Origin of the sequence: Variovorax sp. LjRoot130, assembly GCF_964253755.1 — a bacterium.
GTDB lineage: Bacteria > Pseudomonadota > Gammaproteobacteria > Burkholderiales > Burkholderiaceae_C > Variovorax.
Map to the genome: position 1 here is coordinate 896,009 of NZ_CAXURM020000002.1, position 19,732 is coordinate 915,740.

Consider the following 19,732-nt stretch of genomic DNA (forward strand, 5'->3'; position numbering starts at 1 on the left):
GCTGTCACGGTTCTGGCGTTCTACCGCGCAGAATGCTTGCATGTATTTTAGAATTGTCCTAGACTTTCGGCCATCGACACACGAGAGACAGGCGCATGAAGCGATACCAGCTGTTCATCAACAACGAATGGATCGACCCGGCCTCCGGTGTCTGGTTCGAATCGACCGAGCCCTACTCTGGCAAAGCATGGGCCGAGGTTCCGAGGGGAGGGGTGGCAGATGTCGACCTCGCGGTGCGCGCCGCGCATGACGCGCTTGAAGCACCTGCTTGGCGCGATCTGACGGCAACGCAGCGTGGCGCCTTGCTGCGCGAGCTTGCTGACCTGGTGAGCCAGAACGTCAACGTTCTGGCAGAGACCGAGCAGCGCGACAACGGCAAGCTCATCGCCGAGGTCAGTGGGCAAGTCCACAACGTTGCCCAGTGGTTTCACTACTACGCAGGCCTGGCAGACAAGGTCCAGGGCGCGGTGGTGCCGATCAACAAGACCGGCGTCTTCAATTACGTCAAGCACGAACCTCTTGGTGTGGTCGCGGCGATCACACCCTGGAACTCTCCGCTCGCCCTGACGGTATGGAAGATCGCGCCGGCGCTTGCAGCAGGCAACACAATGGTGGTCAAGCCTTCGGAGTACACGTCGAGCTCGTTGTTGGAGTTGGCCGCCCTGGTGAAGTTGGCTGGCTTCCCGCCGGGCGTCTTCAACGTCATTACCGGCTTTGGCGGTGAAGTCGGGGAGCCGCTCGTGAGCCACCCTCTGGTGGCCAAGGTGGCCTTCACTGGCGGCGACGTTGCCGGCCAGAAGATCAACGAGATTGCCGCCCGGGAATTCAAGAAAGTCACGCTCGAACTCGGAGGCAAGTCCGCCAACATCGTGTTTGACGACGCGGACCTTGATCAGGCCGTGATGGGCGCGGTGGCTGGCATCTTCGGTGCGGCCGGGCAGACCTGCATGGCCGGCTCGCGGCTGCTGGTACAGCGCGGCATCCACGACCGCTTCGTCGCGATGCTCATCGACGTCGCAAGCAAAGCCATCGTGGGCGACCCGGCGAAGATGGAAACCCAGGTCGGGCCCATCGCTACAGCAGCCCAATTCCAGAAGATCCTGGGCTACATCGAGATCGCAAAGGCTGGCGGTGCCAAGTGCATGCTCGGCGGCCATGCGCTCACCGGCGAAGGCTACGGACAAGGCCAATTCGTGGCGCCCACCATCTTTACCGACGTCACCAACGACATGCGCATTGCGCAGGAAGAAGTCTTCGGCCCCGTGCTCTCGGTGATTCCTTTCGACGACGAGGTCGATGCGCTGCGCATCGCCAACGACACGCAGTTTGGTCTCGCAGCCGGCGTATGGACGCAGAGCCTGCATCGCGCGTTCCACATGTCGGATCGGTTGAAGGCAGGCACGGTGTGGGTCAACAACTACCGCGCCACCAGTTTCACCACGCCCTTCGGAGGCTACAAGCGCAGCGGCATCGGGCGTGAGGGCGGCGTCGACGCGATCAAGGAATACCTGCAAAGCAAGAGCGTCTGGATCACCACGCAACCGTCACGCACCAACGCATTCGTGCTCGGCTGACCCCCAACCCCGGCGCCCGCGCGCCACCTCCGGAGACAACATGAATTCAAAGATGGAAACCGACCTGCTGATCGTCGGCTGCGGCGTCGCCGGCCTCTCGGCCGCGGTCACTGCGCTGGAAGCGGGGCTCAAAGTCGTCAACCTCGAGCGCTCGGAGGAAGAGCACTTCGGCGGCAATTCGCGCTGGACCGAAGCCTACATGCGCATGAAGAACGACTCGGAAGTCTCGGACGACTTCGAAGAGCATTTCGCTCACAACGCTGGCTGGAACATCGATCCCAACGTGCTCAACGCACTGACGGACGACGCGGCGCTTCAGCCGGCTTTCGCAAAGGCGCATTCGCTGCCCGATCCAGAAGTGATATCAGCCTTTGCGCAGTCGGTGCCGTCCACGCTTGCATGGCTCAAGGAACTGGGATTGAAGTTCGGCCCCCAGCCGATATACCTCTTGACCCAGAACACCACGCGGATAGCGGCAATGGGCGGCGGTTTGGCGCTGATAGAAACCCTGCGCGCGAAAGCACTCGCGCTTGGTGGCGAGATTCGCTATCAGACCACTGCGATCGACCTGGTGCGTGGGGAGGAGGGCGCAGTGAATGGCGTCGTCACAACCCGTCCCGACGGCGTGCGCGAGGTGCTGCGCGCGAGGAAGGTGCTGCTCGCCAGCGGTGGTTTCCAGGGCAATCCCGAAATGATGACCCGCTACATCGGCCTTCGCAGCAAGCATATCCGTCCGGTGGCCATCGGGGGCTACTACAACAAGGGCGAAGGCATTCGCATGGCGCTGGCTGCCGGCGCGGCACCCGCCGGCGAGTACGGTTCGTACCACGCGGAGCCGGTGGACCCACGCTCGAAGATGGCCGAAGCGGTGGTCTTCATCTATCCCTACGGCATCCTGGTCGACAAGCACGGGCACCGCTTCACCGACGAGGCCCCTGGCACGGTGGACGCGCACTACGACAACATCTCACGCTGCATTGCCGATCAACCCGACGGCATCAGCTACGTGATCTTCGACGCGAAGGTCGAGGACATCCCGCGCTGGCGAACCAGCATCCGCTCCGACCAGCCCTCCATCACCGCGCCCACGCTGGAGGCACTGGCCGCCCAGATCGGCGTTCCCGCAGACAGCCTCGCGCGCACCGTGAGCGAGTTCAACGCGGCCTGCCCGAAAGACGAGGGCGACTTCGATCCGCTGCACGTCGATCACCGCGCCACCACCGGCCTTGCAGTCCGCAAGAGCCACTGGTCGCGGCCGATCGACAAGGGCCCGTTCCAGGCCTATCCGATCATTTCCACCAACTGCTTCACCTTCGGTGGCCTCAAGGTCAACAGCGACGCGCAGGTGCTCGATCAGGACGGCCGTGTCATCGCAGGGCTGTATGCCGCCGGGGAAACCATGGGCATCTATCACCAGGTCTACACAGGCTCGACCTCGGTGCTGCGCGGCCTGGTCTTCGGCCGCCGCGCGGGCCGGCATGCCGCGGCCACGCAGCCGGCCTGAGTCCCGCAACCGCGCGCGCATCCACTTCAAAAAACCAACGGAGACACACCATGGACCGTCGTTCCTTTCTCACCGTCGCGGGCAGCGTCGCGACCGGCTCGTTGATGCTGCCGCGCTTCGCTATCGCGCAGGCCAAGCCTTTCAGCTACTACAGCGTCAACGCCTTCTCGGGTAACTTTGCCACCAGCGGCAAGTACAGCGACCTTGGCGTGCGCGCGGCAGTCACGGCCTTCGGCAACGGGCTGGGCCGGCCCATCGACTACCGCAAGATCGACAGCGAAGGCAACCCCGCCATCGCCGTGCGCAAGGTGCAGCAGGCCATCGACCAGGACAAGGCGCGGCACTTCGGCAGCGCCGCGCTGTCGAACGAGGCCCTGGCGATCATGAAGGAGATCGACAAGAACAAGGGCGTCTACATCACCTATGTCGGTGCCGACGAAGTCACCGGCAAGGACTGCAACCGCTCCACGTTCCGCTGGGGCCTGCCGACCTACGGAGCGGTCAACACCGTGATGCGGCCCCTGATCCAGCAGAACCCCAAGTGGAAGAAGGTCTACACCATCACCGGCCAGTACGTGTTCGGCGAAGCGCTGCTGCGCAACGCGAAGGCGGTGATGCAGGAAACGAAGCTGGAACACGTGGGCAACAGCTACCACTCACTGGCCGAGAAGGAGTTCTCGGGCTACCTTGGCAACGCCATGGGGTCCGGGGCCGATGTGCTGGTGGTACTGAACTTCGGCGCCAACACGCTCGACCTGCTGCGCCAGGCCGCCACCTTCGGCCTGAAGCAGCGCATGGCTGTGGTGGTCGTGTGGTTCTCCGGACTCGACACTTTCCAGGCGCTCGGCGCCGACGTGACCGACGGCATGTACTTCGGATTGCAGTACTGGCACACGCTGGATACCCCCGCGAACAAGGATTTCGTGCGCGTCTACAAGGGCGAGTTCAAGGAGAATCCGCGCTTCTACTCGGCCGCCGACTACCAGGTCGCCACGCTCATGTTCGACGCCGCCAAGCGCGCCGGCAGCGACGAGCCGGCCGCGATCGTGAAGGCGCTGGAGGGCCACAGCTACCAGGGCCTCACCGGCGACGAGCAGATCCGCCCCTTCGATCACCAGGTTTCCAAGAATTACCTGCTGGTGCGCGGCAAGAAGAAAGCGGCGATGAAAGACGCGGACGATTACGCCGACATCCTCTCCTCGTCGCGTGCACTGGTTCCCCAGGCCGAGTCGGATTGCAAGCTGGTGTGAGCACGCCATGAACATCTACCTGTTCCAGGCGCTCAATGGGCTGGGGGTCGGCATGGTTTATTTCCTGCTGTCCGTGGGCCTGAGCATCATTTTCGGGCTACTCGGATTCGTGAACTTCGCGCATGGTGCACTGTTCCTCATCGGGGCCTACACCGCGATGTTCGTCACTGCGCAAACCGGCAGCTTCCTGCTCGGCCTTGCCGCGTCGTTCGCGGCTGTGGCCGTCATCGGGGTGGTGGCGGAGCGCTGGCTGCTGCGGCGCACCTATCGCATGCCGCACGAGTCGCAGATCCTCATCACAGTCGGCCTGACATTCATCCTCACCGAAGGCGTGGTGATGATCTTCGGGCCCGAGTCGCAGCAGGTGCCCATGCCCGACATGCTTGCCGGCGTGTTGATGCTCGGCGCCTATCCGGTGCCGGTCTACCGCATCTTCATCTTCGCGGTCTGTGCGGTGGTGGGGCTGGGCCTGTGGTTTCTCTTCGAACGCACGCTGTTCGGCGCGCGGGTGCGTGCAGGCAACGAATCGTCCGAGATGCTCAACCTGCTCGGCATCAGGGTCAGCAGGGTCTATGCCCTGACCTTCGCACTGGGAACCGGCCTGGCGGGGCTGGCGGGCGGCCTCGCCGCACCGCTGCGCGGCGCCGATCCCTCGATGGGCGCAGAGGCAATCGTGATCGCGTTCGTCGTCGTTGTCCTGGGGGGCATCGGCAGCTTCAGCGGGCCGTTGGTGGGCGGACTGATCATCGGCGTCACGCAAAGCATGATGAGCGCGATCTGGCCCGAGGGCGCACGCCTCGCCATCTTCATCGTCATGGCGGCGATCCTTCTCGTCATGCCCAAAGGGTTGTTCGGCCGTGCTTGAAAAGATCAAACATTCTTCCGGCCTGTTCTGCGTGACGCTGGCTGCCTTTGCGCTGGCCATGCCGCTGGTGATGGGCTCGACGGCCACGGCCGGCGTGGTGCTGGTGTTCGCGATTGCGGCGGCCGCCTGCAACCTGTTGCTGGGCTACGCCGGTCTGTTGAGCTTCGCGCAGGGCAGCTTCTTCGGCGTGGGCTCCTATGCCGTCGGCATGGTGCTGAAGGCGGCACCGGGCGCGGGCATGGCGGCACTGCTCGTGTGCATCATGGCCGGCATGATCGTGGCCCTGGCGATTGGCATGCTGAGCATTCGCCAGCGTGGCATCTATTTCGTGATGATCACGCTTGCGATGGCGCAGCTCGCTTACTTTGCGGCGCTGTCGTTCCCCCAGCTTACCGGCGGCGAAAACGGGTTGCTCGACATTCCGCGCCCCATCACGGGCCTTGAGGGTATCGTCGGCGAAGGCGCTAGCCAGTATGCGTTGATCGCCATGGTTTTCGTGCTTGCAATCGCGTTCTTGCGCCTCGTGGTGCGTTCGCCCTTTGGCCGCGCACTCGATGCGGTGCGCGAAAACGAGGTGCGCGCGCAGACCGCCGGCTACGACGTTCAGAAGCTCAAGCTGCTGGCTTTCTGCCTTTCGGGGGGCATCACCGCGCTGGCCGGCGCGCTCTATGCGCTGCAGCTGCGTTCGGCGCCGCTGTCCAACATTGATCTCATGACCTCCGAGACCATCCTCATCATGGCGATCCTCGGCGGACGCCGGTCGCTTCTTGGCGCGGCCTTCGGCGCGCTCGCCATGACCTTGATGGCCGAGCAGCTGTCTCAGTTGTGGTCGCGCTGGCAGATGATCGTCGGCTTTGTGCTGATCGCCGTGGTGCTGTTCGCGCCCAGCGGGCTCGGCGGCGCCCTGGCGCATTGGCGGGCTCGACGCAGCGTGCGCGCGGGAGATCACGCATGACCACGGGCAACCCCTTTCTCTGCGCGCGCGGGCTCGGGCTCGACTACGGTCGCTTCACCGCGGTCGGCAAGATCGACCTCGAACTGGGCACGACCGGGCTGCACTCGCTGATCGGCCCGAACGGCGCGGGCAAGACCTCTTTCTTCAACATCGTGAGCGGCCGCCTGCCGGCCAGCCGCGGCAGCTTGATCTTCGAGGGGCAGGACATCACGCGCTGCGGGGCGCATCGGCGAGCCCGGCTCGGCATGGCGCGCAGTTTCCAGGTGACGAGCCTGTTCGGTGAAAGCAGCGTGCTGCACAACCTGCAGATGGCGGCGATGGGCGTCGAGCCGTCGCGGTCCTACAGGTTCTGGAGCAACTGGACGCGCGAGACGCAAAGGCTCGACGTTGCCATGGACGTGCTGCGCGAGCTGGAACTGACGCGCCATGCTGCGACACCGGTCGCCGCACTCGCGCATGGCGTGCAGCGCGTGGTGGAGATCGGCATGTGCCTCGCCGCCCGACCGCGCCTGCTGCTGCTGGACGAGCCGCTGGCCGGACTCGGCCTTGCGGACGTGCCTCGCATCACCGAACTGCTGCAGCGACTCAAGGCCCGGTACGCGGTGCTGCTGGTCGAGCACAACATGCGCGTGGTCATGGGGATCAGCGATCGCATCACCGTCATGTTCCAGGGCAACGTGATCGCCGAAGGCGCACCGACGGCAATCCGCGAGAACGCCCAGGTGCGGCGGGTCTATCTGGGGAGTCAGTCATGAGCGACGCCATCCTGGTGCTGGAAGACGTGAATGCGTCCTACGGCAAGAGCCACGTCCTGCATGGCGTTTCAATGCACGTGAATGCGGGCGAAATCGTGAGCGTGCTCGGTCGCAACGGCATGGGCAAGACCACGACGATGCGCACGATCGTCGGACTGCTGCGTGCGCATGCCGGCTCGGTGCGCTTCGAAGGCGTCGACATCGCCGGCATGGCGGTCGACGACATTGCGCGCCGCGGCATCTCGCTGGTGCCCGCCCACCGCGGCATCTTCAGCTTGCTGTCGGTGCAGGAGAACCTGCAGATCGCGCAGCGCAAACACGCGGGGTGGACACTCGACCGCGTCTACGATGAGTTTCCGCGTCTGCGCGAGCGCCGTCGCAACCTCGGCGGCGCGCTCTCCGGTGGCGAGCAGCAGATGCTCGCCATCGCGCGCGCGCTGGTGCAGGGCCCCAGGCTGCTGTTGCTGGACGAACCGACGGAAGGCCTCGCGCCGGTGATCGTGGACGAGCTCACGGAACTCATTCGCGGCGTTGGCGCATCGGGCACTCCGATCGTGCTGGTGGAGCAGAGCTTCGCGGTCTGCCGCACGCTCGCCCGGCGGCACTACATCCTCGAGGAAGGTGTTGTTGTCTACGAAGGCCGAACGGAAGATCTCGATGCCGACGCCTCGCTGCTCGAGCGCTTCCTGGGCCTGGACGTGGACGCGCATTGAGAGTAGCCAACGGGGGCGTGGTGTCCGGGAGGGCGCGCTAAACTCGATCGAACTTCTTCAGGGTGGCATTCGATGGCCGATGATTCCGGGGTAAGCGCGGTGGAACGAGCGTTGAGCCTGCTCGACGCTTTCAACGAACTGGACTATGCGTTGACGCTCGCCGATCTTGCGCGGCGCACGGGGCTCTACAAGAGCACGATCCTGCGGCTGGCCGAGTCACTGCAACGCATGGGCTACCTCAAGCGCCTGGCCGACGGCTCTTTTCAGTTGGGTGCCGCGCCACTGCGGCTCGGTGCGATCTACCAGCGGCAATGCCGCACCTCGGAACACGTCCCCGAGGTGCTGCGCGAAGTGGTCGAGGCAACCTACGAGTGCGCATCGTTCTATATCCGCGACGGTGAACATGCGGTGTGCCTTCATCGGGTCGACTCGGCCCGCATGATCCGGGATGCGATCCGCGAAGGCGACCGCTTGCCAATCGACAAGGGCGCCGCCCCACAGGTGCTTCTGGCTTTCGGTGAGAAGAAGACCGGAAAGAAATATGACCGCATCCGCGCCGAGATGTCTTGCGCCTCGTTCGGCGAGTACGACGCGGAGATCGCGGCCTTGTCGGTTCCGGTGCTGAGCGTGAATCGACAGTTGGTAGGCGCGCTGACGATTTCCGGACCGCGCTATCGCTTCGAGAACGTCGATCAGGCGCCGATGCTTCAGGCGCTTTTCGCCGGGGCACGCAAGCTGACCGATCTTTTCGGTGGCGACGCCACGTGGTTCGATGCCGCCTCTTGATGCGCAGCGCTGCGCGCCCCTTATGGTTCTCGGCGAATACCAAGAAGGCGGGCCCGCCGTATTTCAAGTGGGTTGCATAACACGTGAGGCCCCCTCAGCCCACACGCTCGCCGTCGAACCATCGCAGCAGACCGGTCTCCGGACCGCAATGGATGTACTCGAAGAGCTGATCGCCGGCCGGAAGCACATAAACTTCATGCCAGGTACGCAGCTGGTTGTCCTCGCCATAGCGCTTGTAGCGAGAGGTCGCAGCCTTGAAGATTGCCGCGTGCGTCGCGTGGTTCTCCGCCCACGCCTCCATGTGCCGCAGCGATAAAAAATGCCCGAGCGCATGCTCCTCGGGCAGTGGGCGCCCCTGTGCGTCGAACTTGCGCTGCATCCTCAGCGAAGCACAGCCTGTGGGCAACGGTGATTCGCGCAGATACGCCATGCCGTCTTGCAGCGGCTGCTGGAGATTCCTCTCGTAGTCGGCCAGTTGCTCTTCGTCCATGCGCCCCCACGTATTGGCGGACCGGATCACGGCGAGATTGTGAGGCGGCGTGATCCGCCAGCGCTCGCCGTACCCGGCACGCCCGGACTGCGCGACCAGCATGGCGCCTTCCGGTGCATCCAGAGGATCGCGCGCAGCCAGGGGAATCCGGTCGCGCATCGCACCGTAGTAGCCACAGTAGGGAGTAGGGTAGATCGCAACCTCATCGCTCGACATCAAGCCTGCGGGGTAGTCCTGCCAGTAGATGCTCTCTTGGCGCTCTCGCGGCACACGCAGAACCTCGCGCCACACGCCCGTCTGGTCGTGCAGGCGCTCTTTCGAGGCCCACCACGATTGCAGTACGTCGTCGGATCGCCAACGTTCAAACCGGCCCTCGTCAACCCAATAGGCGGCGATGACATGGTTGCGCAGTCCCTGTCTATCGGTGAAGCGCGCGATATCGAAGGTCGTGGGACCGGCGGCATGCGACAGCGCATCCTGTGCCCAGCGGAAGAACGCACTCCGCGCGAGCGCTCCGTCGTCCGTGCCCTGCACTGCCCAAAAGCCCACGCGCATCTGCATGCAGTCGGGCGGCAATTGGAAAGACCAGCGCTGCACTTGAGGAACGAAGTCCTCGCGCTTGCGCAACGGAAACCCTCGCTCTGACGGGCCATAGGCTTCCGCGGGCGCGTTCTCGATCAGCTTTGCAGTCATAGCTTCTTTTGCCGGATGCCGCCAAGGTGAGGCCCATCCCCTGCGCAGCGAAATTCCGGCGGGAATCGCAGTATGTTGATCATGCCGAAGCCTACGCAAGGCGAATCTGCGCAATGGAGCGTGCAGAAGTTGCCCAAGGCCGCCTTGCCACATAGGCGCAACCCGATGTGCGATTTTGCCTGGGGACGCCCGCATCGGTGGCAGCCGCGTGATCCGATACATTGAGGCTCCTCACCAGTAGAAGAGCTCTCGCCATGTCTCAAGACATCAGCACCAAATTGATTCACCACGGCTATGTCCCGCCTGCCGGATATGCGGCGGTTCCGCCCGGCGTGTTCAAGGGGTCTACGGTCTTGTTCCCGAACGCGGCGACGGTGCGCGAACGTGCCAAGGCATTCGGTCACCGCGACGGGTACAGCTACGGCCTCTACGGCACGCCTACAACGTACACCCTCGAACAGCGTCTGTGTACGCTGGAAAGCGGCCGGCACTGCCTGCTCTGCCCGAGCGGGCAGGCTGCCATTGCCACGGTCAACCTCGCCTTGCTGTCGGCCGGTGATGAGGTGCTTTTGCCGACCAACGTCTATGGGCCTTCGCTGCGCCATGCACGCACGACCCTCTCGCAGTTGGGTATCACCCATCAGTGTTACGACCCGATGGACCTCGCTGATCTGGAGGCCAAGCTCAGCGTGCGTACCAAGCTCGTCTGGGTCGAGGCGCCCGGCTCGATCACCATGGAATTTCCGGACCTTCGCTCGTTGGTGGCGACCATCAAGAACGCTGGCGCGATAGTCGGGCTCGACAACACCTGGGGTGCGGGCATCGCTTTCGCTCCCTTCGAGATGGGAGTGGACATCAGCGTCCACGCGCTGACAAAGTACCCTTCTGGCGGTGCCGATATCTTGATGGGCTCAATCATCACGAACGACGACAAGTTGCATGACAAACTCCGCGTCGCTTACCTGGATCTCGGCATGGGCGTGGGTGCCAATGATGCGGAACTGGTCCTGCGGGGGTTGGCATCCATCAAGGCTCGCTATGACCTCCACGACGCTACGGCTCGAGCGCTCGCCTCTTGGTTGGCCAAGCAAAAGGGCGTTCTCCGGGTCCTGCATCCAGCGCTGGAATCTTGTCCAGGGCACGAATACTGGGCGACGCACTGCAGTGCAGCCGCCGGCCTCTTCTCGGTGCTCATCGACGAGTCCCATACCTCCGCACAAGTTGATTCCTTCTGCGATCGTCTTCGATTGTTCGGGGTTGGTCTGTCCTGGGGCGGTCCCATGAGTTTGGTCATGCCCTATGACATGGGAAGCCTGCGTAGCGGCAAGCACAGTTATGCCGGACATCTGCTGCGGTTCTCGATCGGCCTGGAGAGCGCTGACGATCTGCGAGAAGATTTGGCACAAGCGTTGTCCGAGGCGTTGGCTGCATAGACAGATTCTCAAAGCCCAGCGGTGCACCCGTGGAGTGATCTACAAAGACGCCGCGCGCCTTCATCATTTTCTCCGAATGGGGAAAACTTAAAGGGCAGGCTGCATACCAGCGGGCGCAGACCAACATCACTTCCAAAGGATAGTGCAGCCGTTTGAGCACTTTGCGCAGTTCAAGACGCGTGCCCCAACGAATCTCGCGACCAGGCGCCTGGTCGTGGTGAACAACGTCGCAAGGAGGATCGGCCCCGACGCCTCCGCGCAATTGTGACACCCTGGTCGCAGGCTGCTTTGCGGAGCCTAGCTTTCCTTATCGAGTAGGCTTTGCAGGCGTCGAACCGCCGCCTCCACCGCCACATCGTGCTGCGATGCTGGAGGGGCGTTGGCTGCATACAGACGCAGCACGCGAGCCAGCAGTGGGCCTGCACTATCGGTCGCCGGAATCGATCCCTGCCGATGCGTTTCGGCATTCCCGCACAACGCGGCAACCGCGGCGAACTCTGCATCGCGTTCCGCTGCCATGATCTTCTGACGGGTCTGCTCCACGGAGGTAGGCGGCAACCCGGCGAAACCGGGCTTGAGGGCTGCGCGCAGCGCTCGCAGTGGTGCGATGACCTCGCGCCGCCACGATCCGACACGCGCCTCGGCGCTGGCAAGCGCCTGTTCATCGAGGGCGATGCCCTTGGCGGCAAAGAGGTACATGGCGTGCAGCAGCACCACCACGTCGACGCCCGCGCGATCCTGCAGAAGGAGGCAGGCCTCGGCCACTCCCGGCTGCGCGTAGACGCGCAGGACATGGTTCAACTCGAGGGAGAAGGCATCGGATGCGGTATCGGTCATGGGTCGGGGGAAGGGGCAGGGGATACGTGGCGTTTGCGGAGGCGCACAGGTCCGGCCGCATTCACGTGCCGCGCGACTCCTGCTGGTCCAGGCTGAGCCTGTCGGCGAGGAAGTCCAGGAAAGCGCGGATCTTGCTGGGCATGCCCTTTCGGCTGAGCACCAGCGCGGTGGCATGCATCGACGGGCTCTCCCAGTCCTTCAGCACGCGCTGCAAGCGCCCGCTGCGCAGGTCGTTGGCGCACATGACGTTGGGCAGCATGCTCATGCCGACGTGGCCGATGGCCATCTCGCGCGCAATGGAGATGTTGTTCACCACCACCTTCCCCTCGATGTTGGCGAAGCGGTGCGTTGCCTGGTTGCGCAGGGTCCAGATGCCATCCATGCGCTGCTGCGCGGTGATGATGCAGTCGTGGCGGTGCAGATCGTCCACCGAGAGCGGCACGCCGCGGCGCGCCAGATACTCCGGGCTGGCGTAGACGCCGCGTGTGATGGTCGCAATGCGCCGGTAGGTGAGGTCCGTGTCTTTCAGCGGCCCGAGCTGGATCGTCAGGTCGTAGGGGTCTTCCCTTGGATTGACCTGGCGGCTGTTCACGTCGACCTCCAGTTCGAGCTCGGGGTAGGCCAGCACGAACTCGGCGATCGCCTTGCCGATCCACGACACACCGAAGTCGATCGGGATGCTCACGCGCAGCGCGCCGCGCATGGCGGTCTGCAGCTGCAGGGTGTCCAGCCCGGCCTGCTCGACCTGGTCCACCACGCGCCTGCAGTGGTCGTAGAAGCGCGTGCCGATCTCGGTCGTCGTGAGCCGCCGCTGGCCCTTCTTCAGGAGCACGGTACCGACCTGCTGCTCGAGTTGCGTGAGCTTGCGGCTGATCGTCGATTTGGGCATGTTCAGCTCGCTTGCGGCCCGCGTGATGCTCTGCGCGTTGACGACGTCGTAGAACAGGCGCAGCGAATTCAGATCGAGTTTGTCGGCCATGCAGATCGTTGTGTGTTCGGGAAGCTGGGACAGGTGCCGAGGGTAGTCGACATGACGGGCGAAGCGGTATCCGGGCGTTCCATGAATGGAACGCCCGGTCCATCCCTGCAGCTATTCGGAACGTTGTCCTGTTCCTACGATGACCCACGACACAGACAGAGAGCACGGGCCGCTGACGGCACCGCGCTCCGTGATCCACCACAAGACGGAGACAAGCCAATGAAGAGACATGCACTCTCGCGCCGGACGCTGCTCAAGGGGGCCTCGGCCTTCGCACCAGCCTCGCTCCTCGGGCTCGGCACGCTGGCCGGCGGAACTGCGAGGGCACAGCCCGCGCTCAAGTGGGCCAACCTGACGCCCGGCTTCACCACGCTGCTGACCGACTACATGATCGCCAAGGAGCTCGACAAGGCCAACGGGCTCCAACTTGGCAAGCCGACCGCGTACACCGCGGTGACCACCTACTACAACGATTTCGTCGCCGGCAACTACGACGTGTGCATCGGCAGCTGGGACACTTTCGCCTCGCGCCACCTCTCCGGCGTGCCACTGCAGTACGTGTGCTCGGTCACCACCGGCAACATGATCAACATCATTACGCAGGCCAAGGGGCCGCAGACGATCCAGGCACTCAAGGGCAAGACGCTGGCCGCCCCGCAGTCCACGGGCACCTACCGGATGATGCGCGCCGTGGTCAAGGACCTCGCCGGGATCGACCTCGAGACCCATGCCGTGGTTCAGAACGTCGACAACCCCGCCGCGTCAGTCACGCTGGTGATGGCCAATCGTGCAGACGCCGGACTGACCTGGGAGCCCAACGTATCGGTCGGCCTGGCTCGCGTATCCGATATGCGCGTGCTCTACAACGCCGGCGAGGAATACCGACGCCGCGTCAACCTCGACCTGCCGTACTTCGGCGTGGCAGTGCGCAAGGAAGCCATAGCCCGCGACCCGGGCCTGGTGGCCCGCCTGAACAAGGCCTTCGGCGACTGCATCGAGGGCATCAACGGCAAGACGGACGAGGCCGTGAAGATCGCCGGCGCCAACTCCGGCATTCCGCCGGACGTGCTGAAGATGGCCATCGCCTCGAAGCGCCTGGAATTCAAGCATGTCTCGATGCAGTCCGCGGAGGGCCGCCGCAGCATCGTGACCGCCAGCGAATTCCTGGTGCGCAATGGCGCGCTGACCAAGGTGGTCGACAACGGGTTCTTCGCAGCATGAAGCAGGCCGAACTCCGGGCCGTCGACATGGCCAAGCCTGTCTCTTCCTCCTCCGCTGCGGCGGGCCGGAAGTCGCCGACCACCGCCGCCATCACCGTGCCCAAGGTGCGCGATCGCAGCGAGCTGAAGGCGCTGCTGGTCGTCGTCGTGCTGATCTTTGGCGCGATGGAGGTCGGCAGCTGGTACGTGCCCGAATACGTGATGCCGTCGCCGACGGTGATCGTGAAGGCATTGGCCCAGCTGCTCACCACCGACCTGATGCACGTGGCCATCACGCTCGGCCGGCTGTGCGTGGCCATCGTCTTCTCGGCAGTGGCCGGCGTGGCGATCGGACTGCTGATGGGCACCTCCAAGCAGGTGGGACCCTATCTGAAGGCGCTGGTGGTGGTGGATACCGGCATCCCCGCGCTGTCGTGGATGCTGCTGGCCGTGTTCTGGTTCAAGGATCCGGAGGCGCGCATCTTCTTCATCCTCACGGTGATCCTGCTGCCCTTCTATGCGCTCAACGTGTACGAAGGCGTGCGGGCACTGTCGACCGACTGGGTGGACATGCTGGAGAGCTTTCGCCCGAGCCGCTGGAAGATGCTGCGCTACCTGGTCGCGCCGCACATCGTGCCGTACATCTTTCTCACGACGAAGTCGGTGATTGGCTACGCGATCCGCATGGTGATCTTCGCGGAGCTGGTGGCCTCGGCCTTCGGCATCGGCTCGCGCATGAGCTTCGCGCAGTCGACCTTCCGCATCGACCAGGTGCTGGCATGGACTGTCCTGCTGGTCGTGCTGAACCTGCTGATCCAGTGGCTCGCGACCCTGGCCGAGGCACGTTTCCTCGGCTGGCGCAAGGAAGCAAAGGTGCGCTGACATGACGACGACCTCCACATCCCTGATCGAGCTGCGCGACGTCAGCAAGCGCTTCGGCGACCACACGGCGATCGACCACCTGTCGATGGAAGTCCGCGAGGGCGAAACCGTGGCGCTGCTGGGCCAGACGGGCGCCGGCAAGAGCACCGTGATGTCGCTGCTCATGGGCACCTCGTCCGCCGACGAGGGCACGGTGCGCGTTGCCGGCGCCGATCCTGCGCGCGATTTCGTTGCGCTGCGCGGCAAGCTGGCCGTGAGCTTCCAGACCGATCGACTGCTTCCCTGGCGCACTGCGCAGGAGAACGTCGAGCTCGGCCTGCTGCTGCTCGACCGGCCGAAGGCCGAGGCGCGCGCACGGGCGGCCGAATGGCTGCGCCGCGTGAAACTGGGCGATGCCGGCCACAAGTACCCTTCGGAGCTCTCGGGCGGCATGCGTCAGCGCGTGTCGCTGGCGCGCGCCCTGGCGGTCGATCCGGCGCTGGTCCTGCTCGACGAATCCTTCAGCCAGCTCGACCACGTGACCTCGCAGACCCTGCGCCGCGACTTCGCCGAGATCGTGCGCGAGCAGCGCAAGACCTGCGTCTTCGTCACCCACCGCATCGAGGACGCGCTCGAGATCGCAGACCGCATCCTGGTGCTCGCCGCGCCGGCGCGTGTGTGCCTGGAGCTGCAGGTGGGCGCCGCGCAGCGGCGGGACGCGAACTGCATGGCCCGCATGCACCAGCAGATCGAGCGCGCCATCGGCGGCGAGGCACCCGATGCGACCGCTGCGCACGCGGACGGCGCCCCGACCCACTCCCTCATCACAACGACAGAGCACTAAGAGAAAGCGGAACTTCCCATGAGCTACCAGGACATCATTGCCGAGCAGGTGGAGGGCTGGCTGGAGATCACCATCCACCGGCCCGAGAAGCTGAACTCGCTGCGCGAGACCACCGCCGAGGAGATCCTCGACGCGATGGGCGAGGCGGAGTCGAAGCGCGAGATTGCCGCCGTCATCCTGAGGGGCAGCGACAAGGCCTTCTGCACCGGCATCGACACCAGCGAATTCACCATCGGCGACAACGAGTACTTCGACTTCTATCGCAAGCGCAAGCGGTCGCGCAAGGTCAACGAGCTGTTCCGCGCGCTGCCGGGCTACACCAAGCCGGTCATCAGTGCGATTGAGGGCTTCGCGCTCGGCGGCGGCCTGGAGCTGGCGCTGGTCGGCGACATGATCGTCGCCGGCGCCAACGCCAAGTTCGGCCTGCCCGAGATCCGGCTGGGTCTGATGCCCGGCGGCGGCGGCACGCAGACGCTGCCGCGGCTCGTCGGCCCGGCCCTGGCCAAGGAGCTCATGTGGACCGGTCGCCGCATCAGCGCGGCCGAGGCGCGCGAGTACCGGCTGGTCAACCACGTGACCGAGGCCGGCCAGGCGATCGACAAGGCCCGCGAGCTGGCTCGCACCATCGCCGGCAACGCGCCGCTGTCGGTCATGTTCACCAAGGCGGTGATCGACCGCGGCATGGACCTTCCGCTGGCCGAGGGCATGGCCGCGGAAGGCGACGTGTCCTTCATGCTGTATTTCACGAAAGACCGCCAGGAGGGCCTGGGCGCCTTCCGCGAGAAGCGCACACCCGCATTCCGAGGAGAGTAGGACATGAAAAAGAGAGACATCGTGATCGCCGGCTATGCCGAGACACCCATCGATTTCAAGACCGGCCGCAGTGCCTACGACTTGGCGGGCGAAGCGCTCGACCAGTTGCTGGAGCGCACCGGCATCGACAAGGCCGAGATCGACGGCCTGTCGGTGACGACTGCGCTGTCGGAGGCGCAGAACCCCTTCTTCGCGGTCTACATGACCGAAGCGCTGGGCATCACGCCGACCTGGCTCAACTACGGCGGCATGGGCGGCTGCTCGGCCACAGGCGGCGTGGCGCGCGCCATGTCGGCCATCCGCGACGGCATGTGCAAGCTGGCGGTGGTGATGTCGTCCGATGCGCCCAGCTCCGACTGGCGCTCCAACTACGGCGCCTACCGCGGCGAATTCCAGGACCCGCCCGGCGTGCAGGGCCCGCCTGCGACCTTCGGCCTGCTGATGAGCCGCTACGCGCACCAGTACGGGCTCGACCCCGAGGCGCTCGGCAAGATCGCCATCACCCAGCGCGCTCATGCGCTGCACAACCCGAACGGCTACAAGAAGTTCCAGAAAGAACTCACGATGGAGGAGTACCTCAAGTCGCGCGTCATCTCCGACCCGCTGCGAGTACTCGACAGCGTGATGTTCTGCGACGGCGCCAACGCCTTCATCGTGACGACCGAGGAGAACGCGAAGCGCCTGGGTCTGACGAAGATGGTGTACCCGGTCGCCTATGGCGAAGTCACCAACTTCAACGGCGCCGACCCGCTGGCTGACATCACGCGCTCGGGCTTTACGAAGATCGGCCCCGAGGTGCTGCGCAAGGCGGGGCTGGCGCCCAAGGACGTGCGCATGTTCCAGCCCTACGACGACTTCACCATCGCCGTGATGATGCAGTTCGAGGCATTCGGTTTCTGCGAACCTGGCGAGGGCTGCGCCTACACGCTGCGCTCCGACCTGTCCTTCGACGGTGAGCTGCCGCTCAACACCGGCGGCGGGCAAATCTCGGCCGGCCAGCCGGGGCTCGCAAGCGGCGGGCTCAACCTCGCCGAGGCCGTGCGCCAGATGTTCGGCGAAGGCGGCAGCCGCCAGGTGAAGGACCCGCACAATGCGCTGGTCACGGGCATCGGCGTGATCCCTTACGGCCGCAACTGGGGGACCAGCTCGGCCATGGTCCTGGAGGCATGAAGAGCATGAGCGACACCACGAACACCACCCCCGTCCCGCCGGCCGCGCCGGCTCGCCCGATCCCGAAGCAAGGCGTCTACGTCGACAGCAAGCCTTTTTGGGACGGCATCGCCCAGGGCAAGCTGGTGCTGCAGTACTGCACCGTCGCCAGACGATTCCAGCACTACCCGAAGCCTGTCAGCGGCTTCACCGGGCGCCGCACGCTCGAGTGGCGCGAGGTCGCGGGCACCGGCACGATCTACGCATGCACCGTGGTGCGCATTCCGGGGCCCGGCGTCGAGGGGCGAATTCCGCTGTGCGTGGCGACCGTCGAGCTGGACGAGGGCGTGCGCATCATCGCCAACGTGCTGCGCTGCGCTCCAAGCGATCTGGCGATCGGGCGGCGCGTCAAGCTGGCGGTGGACCAGCTCGCGCCCGAGCATGCGTACCCGGCCTTCGAACTCGCCTAGGGAGCGTCATGCGTCTCGAACATTTCATGGCGGCGCACGCTCTGCGCACGCCCGCCAAGCCCGCCGTGGTGGTCGGTGCGCAGACGTTGAGCTATGGCGAGCTGCAGTCGAGCTCGCGCTCGCTGGCCGCAGGCCTGCGTCGCGCCGGCGTGGTGCAGGGCGATCGCATCGTGGTCTACCTGCCCAACTGCGTGGAGTTCGTCCAGATCATGTACGCCGCCTTCTCGGTCGGCGCCATCGTGATCCCGGTGAACACCCGCAACACGCCGCGCGAACTGGTCTATTTCGCGCAGGACAGCCAGGCTCGCGTGCTGGTGTTCCATGCCGACAGCGCGGCGGCCATTGACGCGCTGTCCGGCGACCTGCGCGGCATCCGCCGCGTGGCGGTGGGCGGCGAGGTGGCGGGCGCTGAATCCTTCGAGACGCTGCGCACGCGCTCCGACGAGCGCCTGCCCGAGCTGGCGCTGTCGTCCGACGACGCCATGATCCTCTACACCTCCGGCACCACCGGCAAGCCCAAGGGAGCGATCCTGACGCATGCCAACTTCGTGATCGGCAATGCCTTCGTCAATGCGGTGGAGTGGGGCGTGACGGTGCACGACGTGTTCCTGGTCACGACCCCGCTCGCGCACCGCACCGGGCTGGCGCGGCTGATGAACTCCATGTGTCTCGGCGCCAAGCTGGTGGTGATGGAGCGCTTCGACGCGCAGGCGGCCGTCGACACCATCGAGCGCGAGCAGGTGAGCGCCGCCGGCATGGTGCCGACCGTCGCGCGCATGCTGATGCCGGTGCTCGAGCAGCAGGCCGCGCGTTGCGCGAGCCTGCGCCACATCATCGTGACAGGCGAGGCCTTCCCGGTGGAGCTCAAGCGCCGCATGATCGGCTACCTCCCGAACGCGCGGCTCCATTCCTTCTTCGCGATGACCGAGGTCGGCTCGGTCACGGTGCTCGACCACGAGGAGCAGTTCACTCACCCGTCATCGGTCGGCCGCGTGACGCCGGGCGTGCAGGTGAAGCTGGTCGACGACACGGGGCAGCAGGTCTCGGTCGACGATGTGGGCGAGATCCTGGTGCGCTCCGGCGAGGCCGGGCGCTTCACCACCATGAGGGGCTACTTCGGCCGCCCCGAGGCGACCTCCGCGACCATCATCGACGGCTGGGTCCACACCGGCGACATGGGGCGCTTCGATGCTGACGGCTACCTCTACATTGTCGACCGGAAGAAGGACATGGTGCTCAGCGGCGGCTTCAACATCTACACCAAGGAAGTGGAGCAGGTGTTGGTCGAGCATGCCGACGTGGCCGACGCTGCGGTGGTCGGCGTGCCCGACGAGATCTTCGGCGAGGCGGTGGCGGCCTTCATCGAGCGCCGGCCGGGCCGGGTGGTGGACGCCGAGGCGATCCAGGAGCACGCCAAGTCGCGCATCGCGAGCTACAAGAAGCCGAAGCACGTGTTCTTCGTCGATGCGCTGCCGCGCAACGGCGTGGGCAAGGTGCTGAAGGGCGAATTGCGCGAGATGGCGCTGACGCGCCTGCTTCAGCCGGTGAGCTGAGCGGGACGG

The 19,732-nt window shown here is 65.1% G+C and carries 19 protein-coding genes and 1 pseudogene; 16 read left to right on the forward strand and 4 right to left on the reverse strand.

The genetic code is table 11. The features are described 5' to 3' along the window. Nucleotides 1–95 precede the first annotated feature (95 nt). From ACSQ86_RS34105 to ACSQ86_RS34140, 8 genes are all read left to right on the forward strand, one after another. On the forward strand, nt 96–1,574 hold the full coding sequence (locus tag ACSQ86_RS34105) for an aldehyde dehydrogenase (RefSeq protein ID WP_436310636.1): 1,479 nt from the start codon (nt 96–98) through the stop codon (nt 1,572–1,574). A gap of 40 nt (nt 1,575–1,614) precedes the next feature. After that, the gene (locus ACSQ86_RS34110; RefSeq protein ID WP_436306812.1) at nt 1,615–3,078 is read left to right on the forward strand and encodes an FAD-dependent oxidoreductase; all 1,464 of its coding nucleotides are present in this window, start codon (nt 1,615–1,617) and stop codon (nt 3,076–3,078) included. A 50-nt stretch (nt 3,079–3,128) separates the two neighbouring features. Further along, a complete protein-coding gene (locus ACSQ86_RS34115) occupies nt 3,129–4,328 on the forward strand; it encodes an ABC transporter substrate-binding protein (RefSeq protein ID WP_436306811.1) in 1,200 nt (399 codons plus the stop codon). A gap of 7 nt (nt 4,329–4,335) precedes the next feature. Continuing rightward, complete coding sequence (locus tag ACSQ86_RS34120; RefSeq protein ID WP_436310637.1) at nt 4,336–5,193, forward strand: branched-chain amino acid ABC transporter permease; 858 nt, start codon at nt 4,336–4,338, stop codon at nt 5,191–5,193. 94 nt (nt 5,194–5,287) lie between these two features. Further along, the gene (locus ACSQ86_RS34125) at nt 5,288–6,148 is read left to right on the forward strand and encodes a branched-chain amino acid ABC transporter permease (protein ID WP_436310638.1); all 861 of its coding nucleotides are present in this window, start codon (nt 5,288–5,290) and stop codon (nt 6,146–6,148) included. Further along, nucleotides 6,145–6,903 (forward strand): ABC transporter ATP-binding protein, encoded by a 759-nt coding sequence (locus tag ACSQ86_RS34130; protein WP_436310639.1) that lies wholly within the window; start codon nt 6,145–6,147, stop codon nt 6,901–6,903. The genes ACSQ86_RS34125 and ACSQ86_RS34130 overlap by 4 nt, the downstream gene beginning before the upstream one ends. Beyond that, nucleotides 6,900–7,616, forward strand: coding sequence for an ABC transporter ATP-binding protein (locus ACSQ86_RS34135; protein WP_436310640.1), 717 nt, complete (start codon nt 6,900–6,902; stop codon nt 7,614–7,616). Before ACSQ86_RS34130 ends, ACSQ86_RS34135 begins: the two co-directional genes overlap by 4 nt. Before the next feature lie 72 nt (nt 7,617–7,688). Then, on the forward strand, nt 7,689–8,402 hold the full coding sequence (locus tag ACSQ86_RS34140) for an IclR family transcriptional regulator (protein WP_436297775.1): 714 nt from the start codon (nt 7,689–7,691) through the stop codon (nt 8,400–8,402). 94 nt (nt 8,403–8,496) lie between these two features. Here the strand turns inward: ACSQ86_RS34140 and ACSQ86_RS34145 are convergent, their stop codons facing one another. Beyond that, entirely contained in the window at nt 8,497–9,585 is a 1,089-nt protein-coding gene (locus ACSQ86_RS34145; protein WP_436306809.1) for a phenylacetaldoxime dehydratase family protein, read from the reverse strand. 254 nt (nt 9,586–9,839) lie between these two features. Here ACSQ86_RS34145 and ACSQ86_RS34150 point away from each other — a divergent pair, with 254 nt between their 5' ends. Continuing rightward, nucleotides 9,840–11,018 (forward strand): PLP-dependent transferase, encoded by a 1,179-nt coding sequence (locus ACSQ86_RS34150; protein WP_436310641.1) that lies wholly within the window; start codon nt 9,840–9,842, stop codon nt 11,016–11,018. A gap of 3 nt (nt 11,019–11,021) precedes the next feature. On the opposite strand, the pseudogene ACSQ86_RS34155 reads toward ACSQ86_RS34150, so the two are convergent. From ACSQ86_RS34155 to ACSQ86_RS34165, 3 genes and pseudogenes are all read right to left on the reverse strand, one after another. After that, a pseudogene (locus tag ACSQ86_RS34155) lies at nt 11,022–11,211 on the reverse strand (hypothetical protein); the annotation flags it as partial. Between the two features lie 104 nt (nt 11,212–11,315). After that, nucleotides 11,316–11,855: a TIGR02444 family protein gene (locus ACSQ86_RS34160; protein WP_436310642.1), complete on the reverse strand. Its 540-nt coding sequence runs from the start codon at nt 11,853–11,855 to the stop codon at nt 11,316–11,318. A gap of 61 nt (nt 11,856–11,916) precedes the next feature. After that, entirely contained in the window at nt 11,917–12,834 is a 918-nt protein-coding gene (locus ACSQ86_RS34165; RefSeq protein WP_436310643.1) for a LysR family transcriptional regulator, read from the reverse strand. Nucleotides 12,835–13,053: 219 nt separating this feature from the next. Between ACSQ86_RS34165 and ACSQ86_RS34170 the strand changes: the two genes are divergently transcribed. From ACSQ86_RS34170 to ACSQ86_RS34200, 7 genes are read left to right on the forward strand one after another with little or no spacing between them, the layout of a single operon-like run. Continuing rightward, on the forward strand, nt 13,054–14,055 hold the full coding sequence (locus ACSQ86_RS34170; RefSeq protein WP_436310644.1) for an ABC transporter substrate-binding protein: 1,002 nt from the start codon (nt 13,054–13,056) through the stop codon (nt 14,053–14,055). Then, a complete protein-coding gene (locus tag ACSQ86_RS34175) occupies nt 14,052–14,915 on the forward strand; it encodes an ABC transporter permease (RefSeq protein ID WP_436310645.1) in 864 nt (287 codons plus the stop codon). Before ACSQ86_RS34170 ends, ACSQ86_RS34175 begins: the two co-directional genes overlap by 4 nt. Nucleotide 14,916: 1 nt before the next feature. Continuing rightward, entirely contained in the window at nt 14,917–15,738 is an 822-nt protein-coding gene (locus ACSQ86_RS34180) for an ABC transporter ATP-binding protein (RefSeq protein WP_436310646.1), read from the forward strand. A gap of 18 nt (nt 15,739–15,756) precedes the next feature. Further along, the gene (locus tag ACSQ86_RS34185; RefSeq protein ID WP_436310647.1) at nt 15,757–16,551 is read left to right on the forward strand and encodes an enoyl-CoA hydratase/isomerase family protein; all 795 of its coding nucleotides are present in this window, start codon (nt 15,757–15,759) and stop codon (nt 16,549–16,551) included. Between the two features lie 3 nt (nt 16,552–16,554). Beyond that, nucleotides 16,555–17,721, forward strand: a complete 1,167-nt coding sequence (locus ACSQ86_RS34190) for a thiolase family protein (protein ID WP_436310648.1) — start codon at nt 16,555–16,557, stop codon at nt 17,719–17,721. Between the two features lie 5 nt (nt 17,722–17,726). After that, nucleotides 17,727–18,170 carry a Zn-ribbon domain-containing OB-fold protein gene (locus tag ACSQ86_RS34195; RefSeq protein WP_436310649.1) on the forward strand — a complete coding sequence of 148 codons (444 nt, stop codon included), beginning with the start codon at nt 17,727–17,729 and terminating at the stop codon, nt 18,168–18,170. Nucleotides 18,171–18,196: 26 nt separating this feature from the next. Then, a complete protein-coding gene (locus tag ACSQ86_RS34200) occupies nt 18,197–19,723 on the forward strand; it encodes a class I adenylate-forming enzyme family protein (protein ID WP_436310650.1) in 1,527 nt (508 codons plus the stop codon). The last annotated feature ends 9 nt before the right edge of the window (nt 19,724–19,732 follow it).

Bases quoted from the DNA above. Each gene is read 5' to 3' on its own strand.
- ACSQ86_RS34195 (WP_436310649.1), top strand. From the start codon at position 17,727: ATGAGCGACACCACGAACACCACCCCCGTCCCGCCGGCCGCGCCGGCT.
- ACSQ86_RS34130 (WP_436310639.1), top strand. From the start codon at position 6,145: ATGACCACGGGCAACCCCTTTCTCTGCGCGCGCGGGCTCGGGCTCGAC.
- ACSQ86_RS34190 (WP_436310648.1), top strand. From the start codon at position 16,555: ATGAAAAAGAGAGACATCGTGATCGCCGGCTATGCCGAGACACCCATC.
- ACSQ86_RS34175 (WP_436310645.1), top strand. From the start codon at position 14,052: ATGAAGCAGGCCGAACTCCGGGCCGTCGACATGGCCAAGCCTGTCTCT.
- ACSQ86_RS34135 (WP_436310640.1), top strand. From the start codon at position 6,900: ATGAGCGACGCCATCCTGGTGCTGGAAGACGTGAATGCGTCCTACGGC.
- ACSQ86_RS34150 (WP_436310641.1), top strand. From the start codon at position 9,840: ATGTCTCAAGACATCAGCACCAAATTGATTCACCACGGCTATGTCCCG.
- ACSQ86_RS34110 (WP_436306812.1), top strand. From the start codon at position 1,615: ATGAATTCAAAGATGGAAACCGACCTGCTGATCGTCGGCTGCGGCGTC.
- ACSQ86_RS34120 (WP_436310637.1), top strand. From the start codon at position 4,336: ATGAACATCTACCTGTTCCAGGCGCTCAATGGGCTGGGGGTCGGCATG.
- ACSQ86_RS34200 (WP_436310650.1), top strand. From the start codon at position 18,197: ATGGCGGCGCACGCTCTGCGCACGCCCGCCAAGCCCGCCGTGGTGGTC.
- ACSQ86_RS34185 (WP_436310647.1), top strand. From the start codon at position 15,757: ATGAGCTACCAGGACATCATTGCCGAGCAGGTGGAGGGCTGGCTGGAG.
- ACSQ86_RS34140 (WP_436297775.1), top strand. From the start codon at position 7,689: ATGGCCGATGATTCCGGGGTAAGCGCGGTGGAACGAGCGTTGAGCCTG.
- ACSQ86_RS34115 (WP_436306811.1), top strand. From the start codon at position 3,129: ATGGACCGTCGTTCCTTTCTCACCGTCGCGGGCAGCGTCGCGACCGGC.
- ACSQ86_RS34165 (WP_436310643.1), bottom strand. From the start codon at position 12,834: ATGGCCGACAAACTCGATCTGAATTCGCTGCGCCTGTTCTACGACGTC.
- ACSQ86_RS34170 (WP_436310644.1), top strand. From the start codon at position 13,054: ATGAAGAGACATGCACTCTCGCGCCGGACGCTGCTCAAGGGGGCCTCG.
- ACSQ86_RS34105 (WP_436310636.1), top strand. From the start codon at position 96: ATGAAGCGATACCAGCTGTTCATCAACAACGAATGGATCGACCCGGCC.
- ACSQ86_RS34180 (WP_436310646.1), top strand. From the start codon at position 14,917: ATGACGACGACCTCCACATCCCTGATCGAGCTGCGCGACGTCAGCAAG.
- ACSQ86_RS34160 (WP_436310642.1), bottom strand. From the start codon at position 11,855: ATGACCGATACCGCATCCGATGCCTTCTCCCTCGAGTTGAACCATGTC.
- ACSQ86_RS34145 (WP_436306809.1), bottom strand. From the start codon at position 9,585: ATGACTGCAAAGCTGATCGAGAACGCGCCCGCGGAAGCCTATGGCCCG.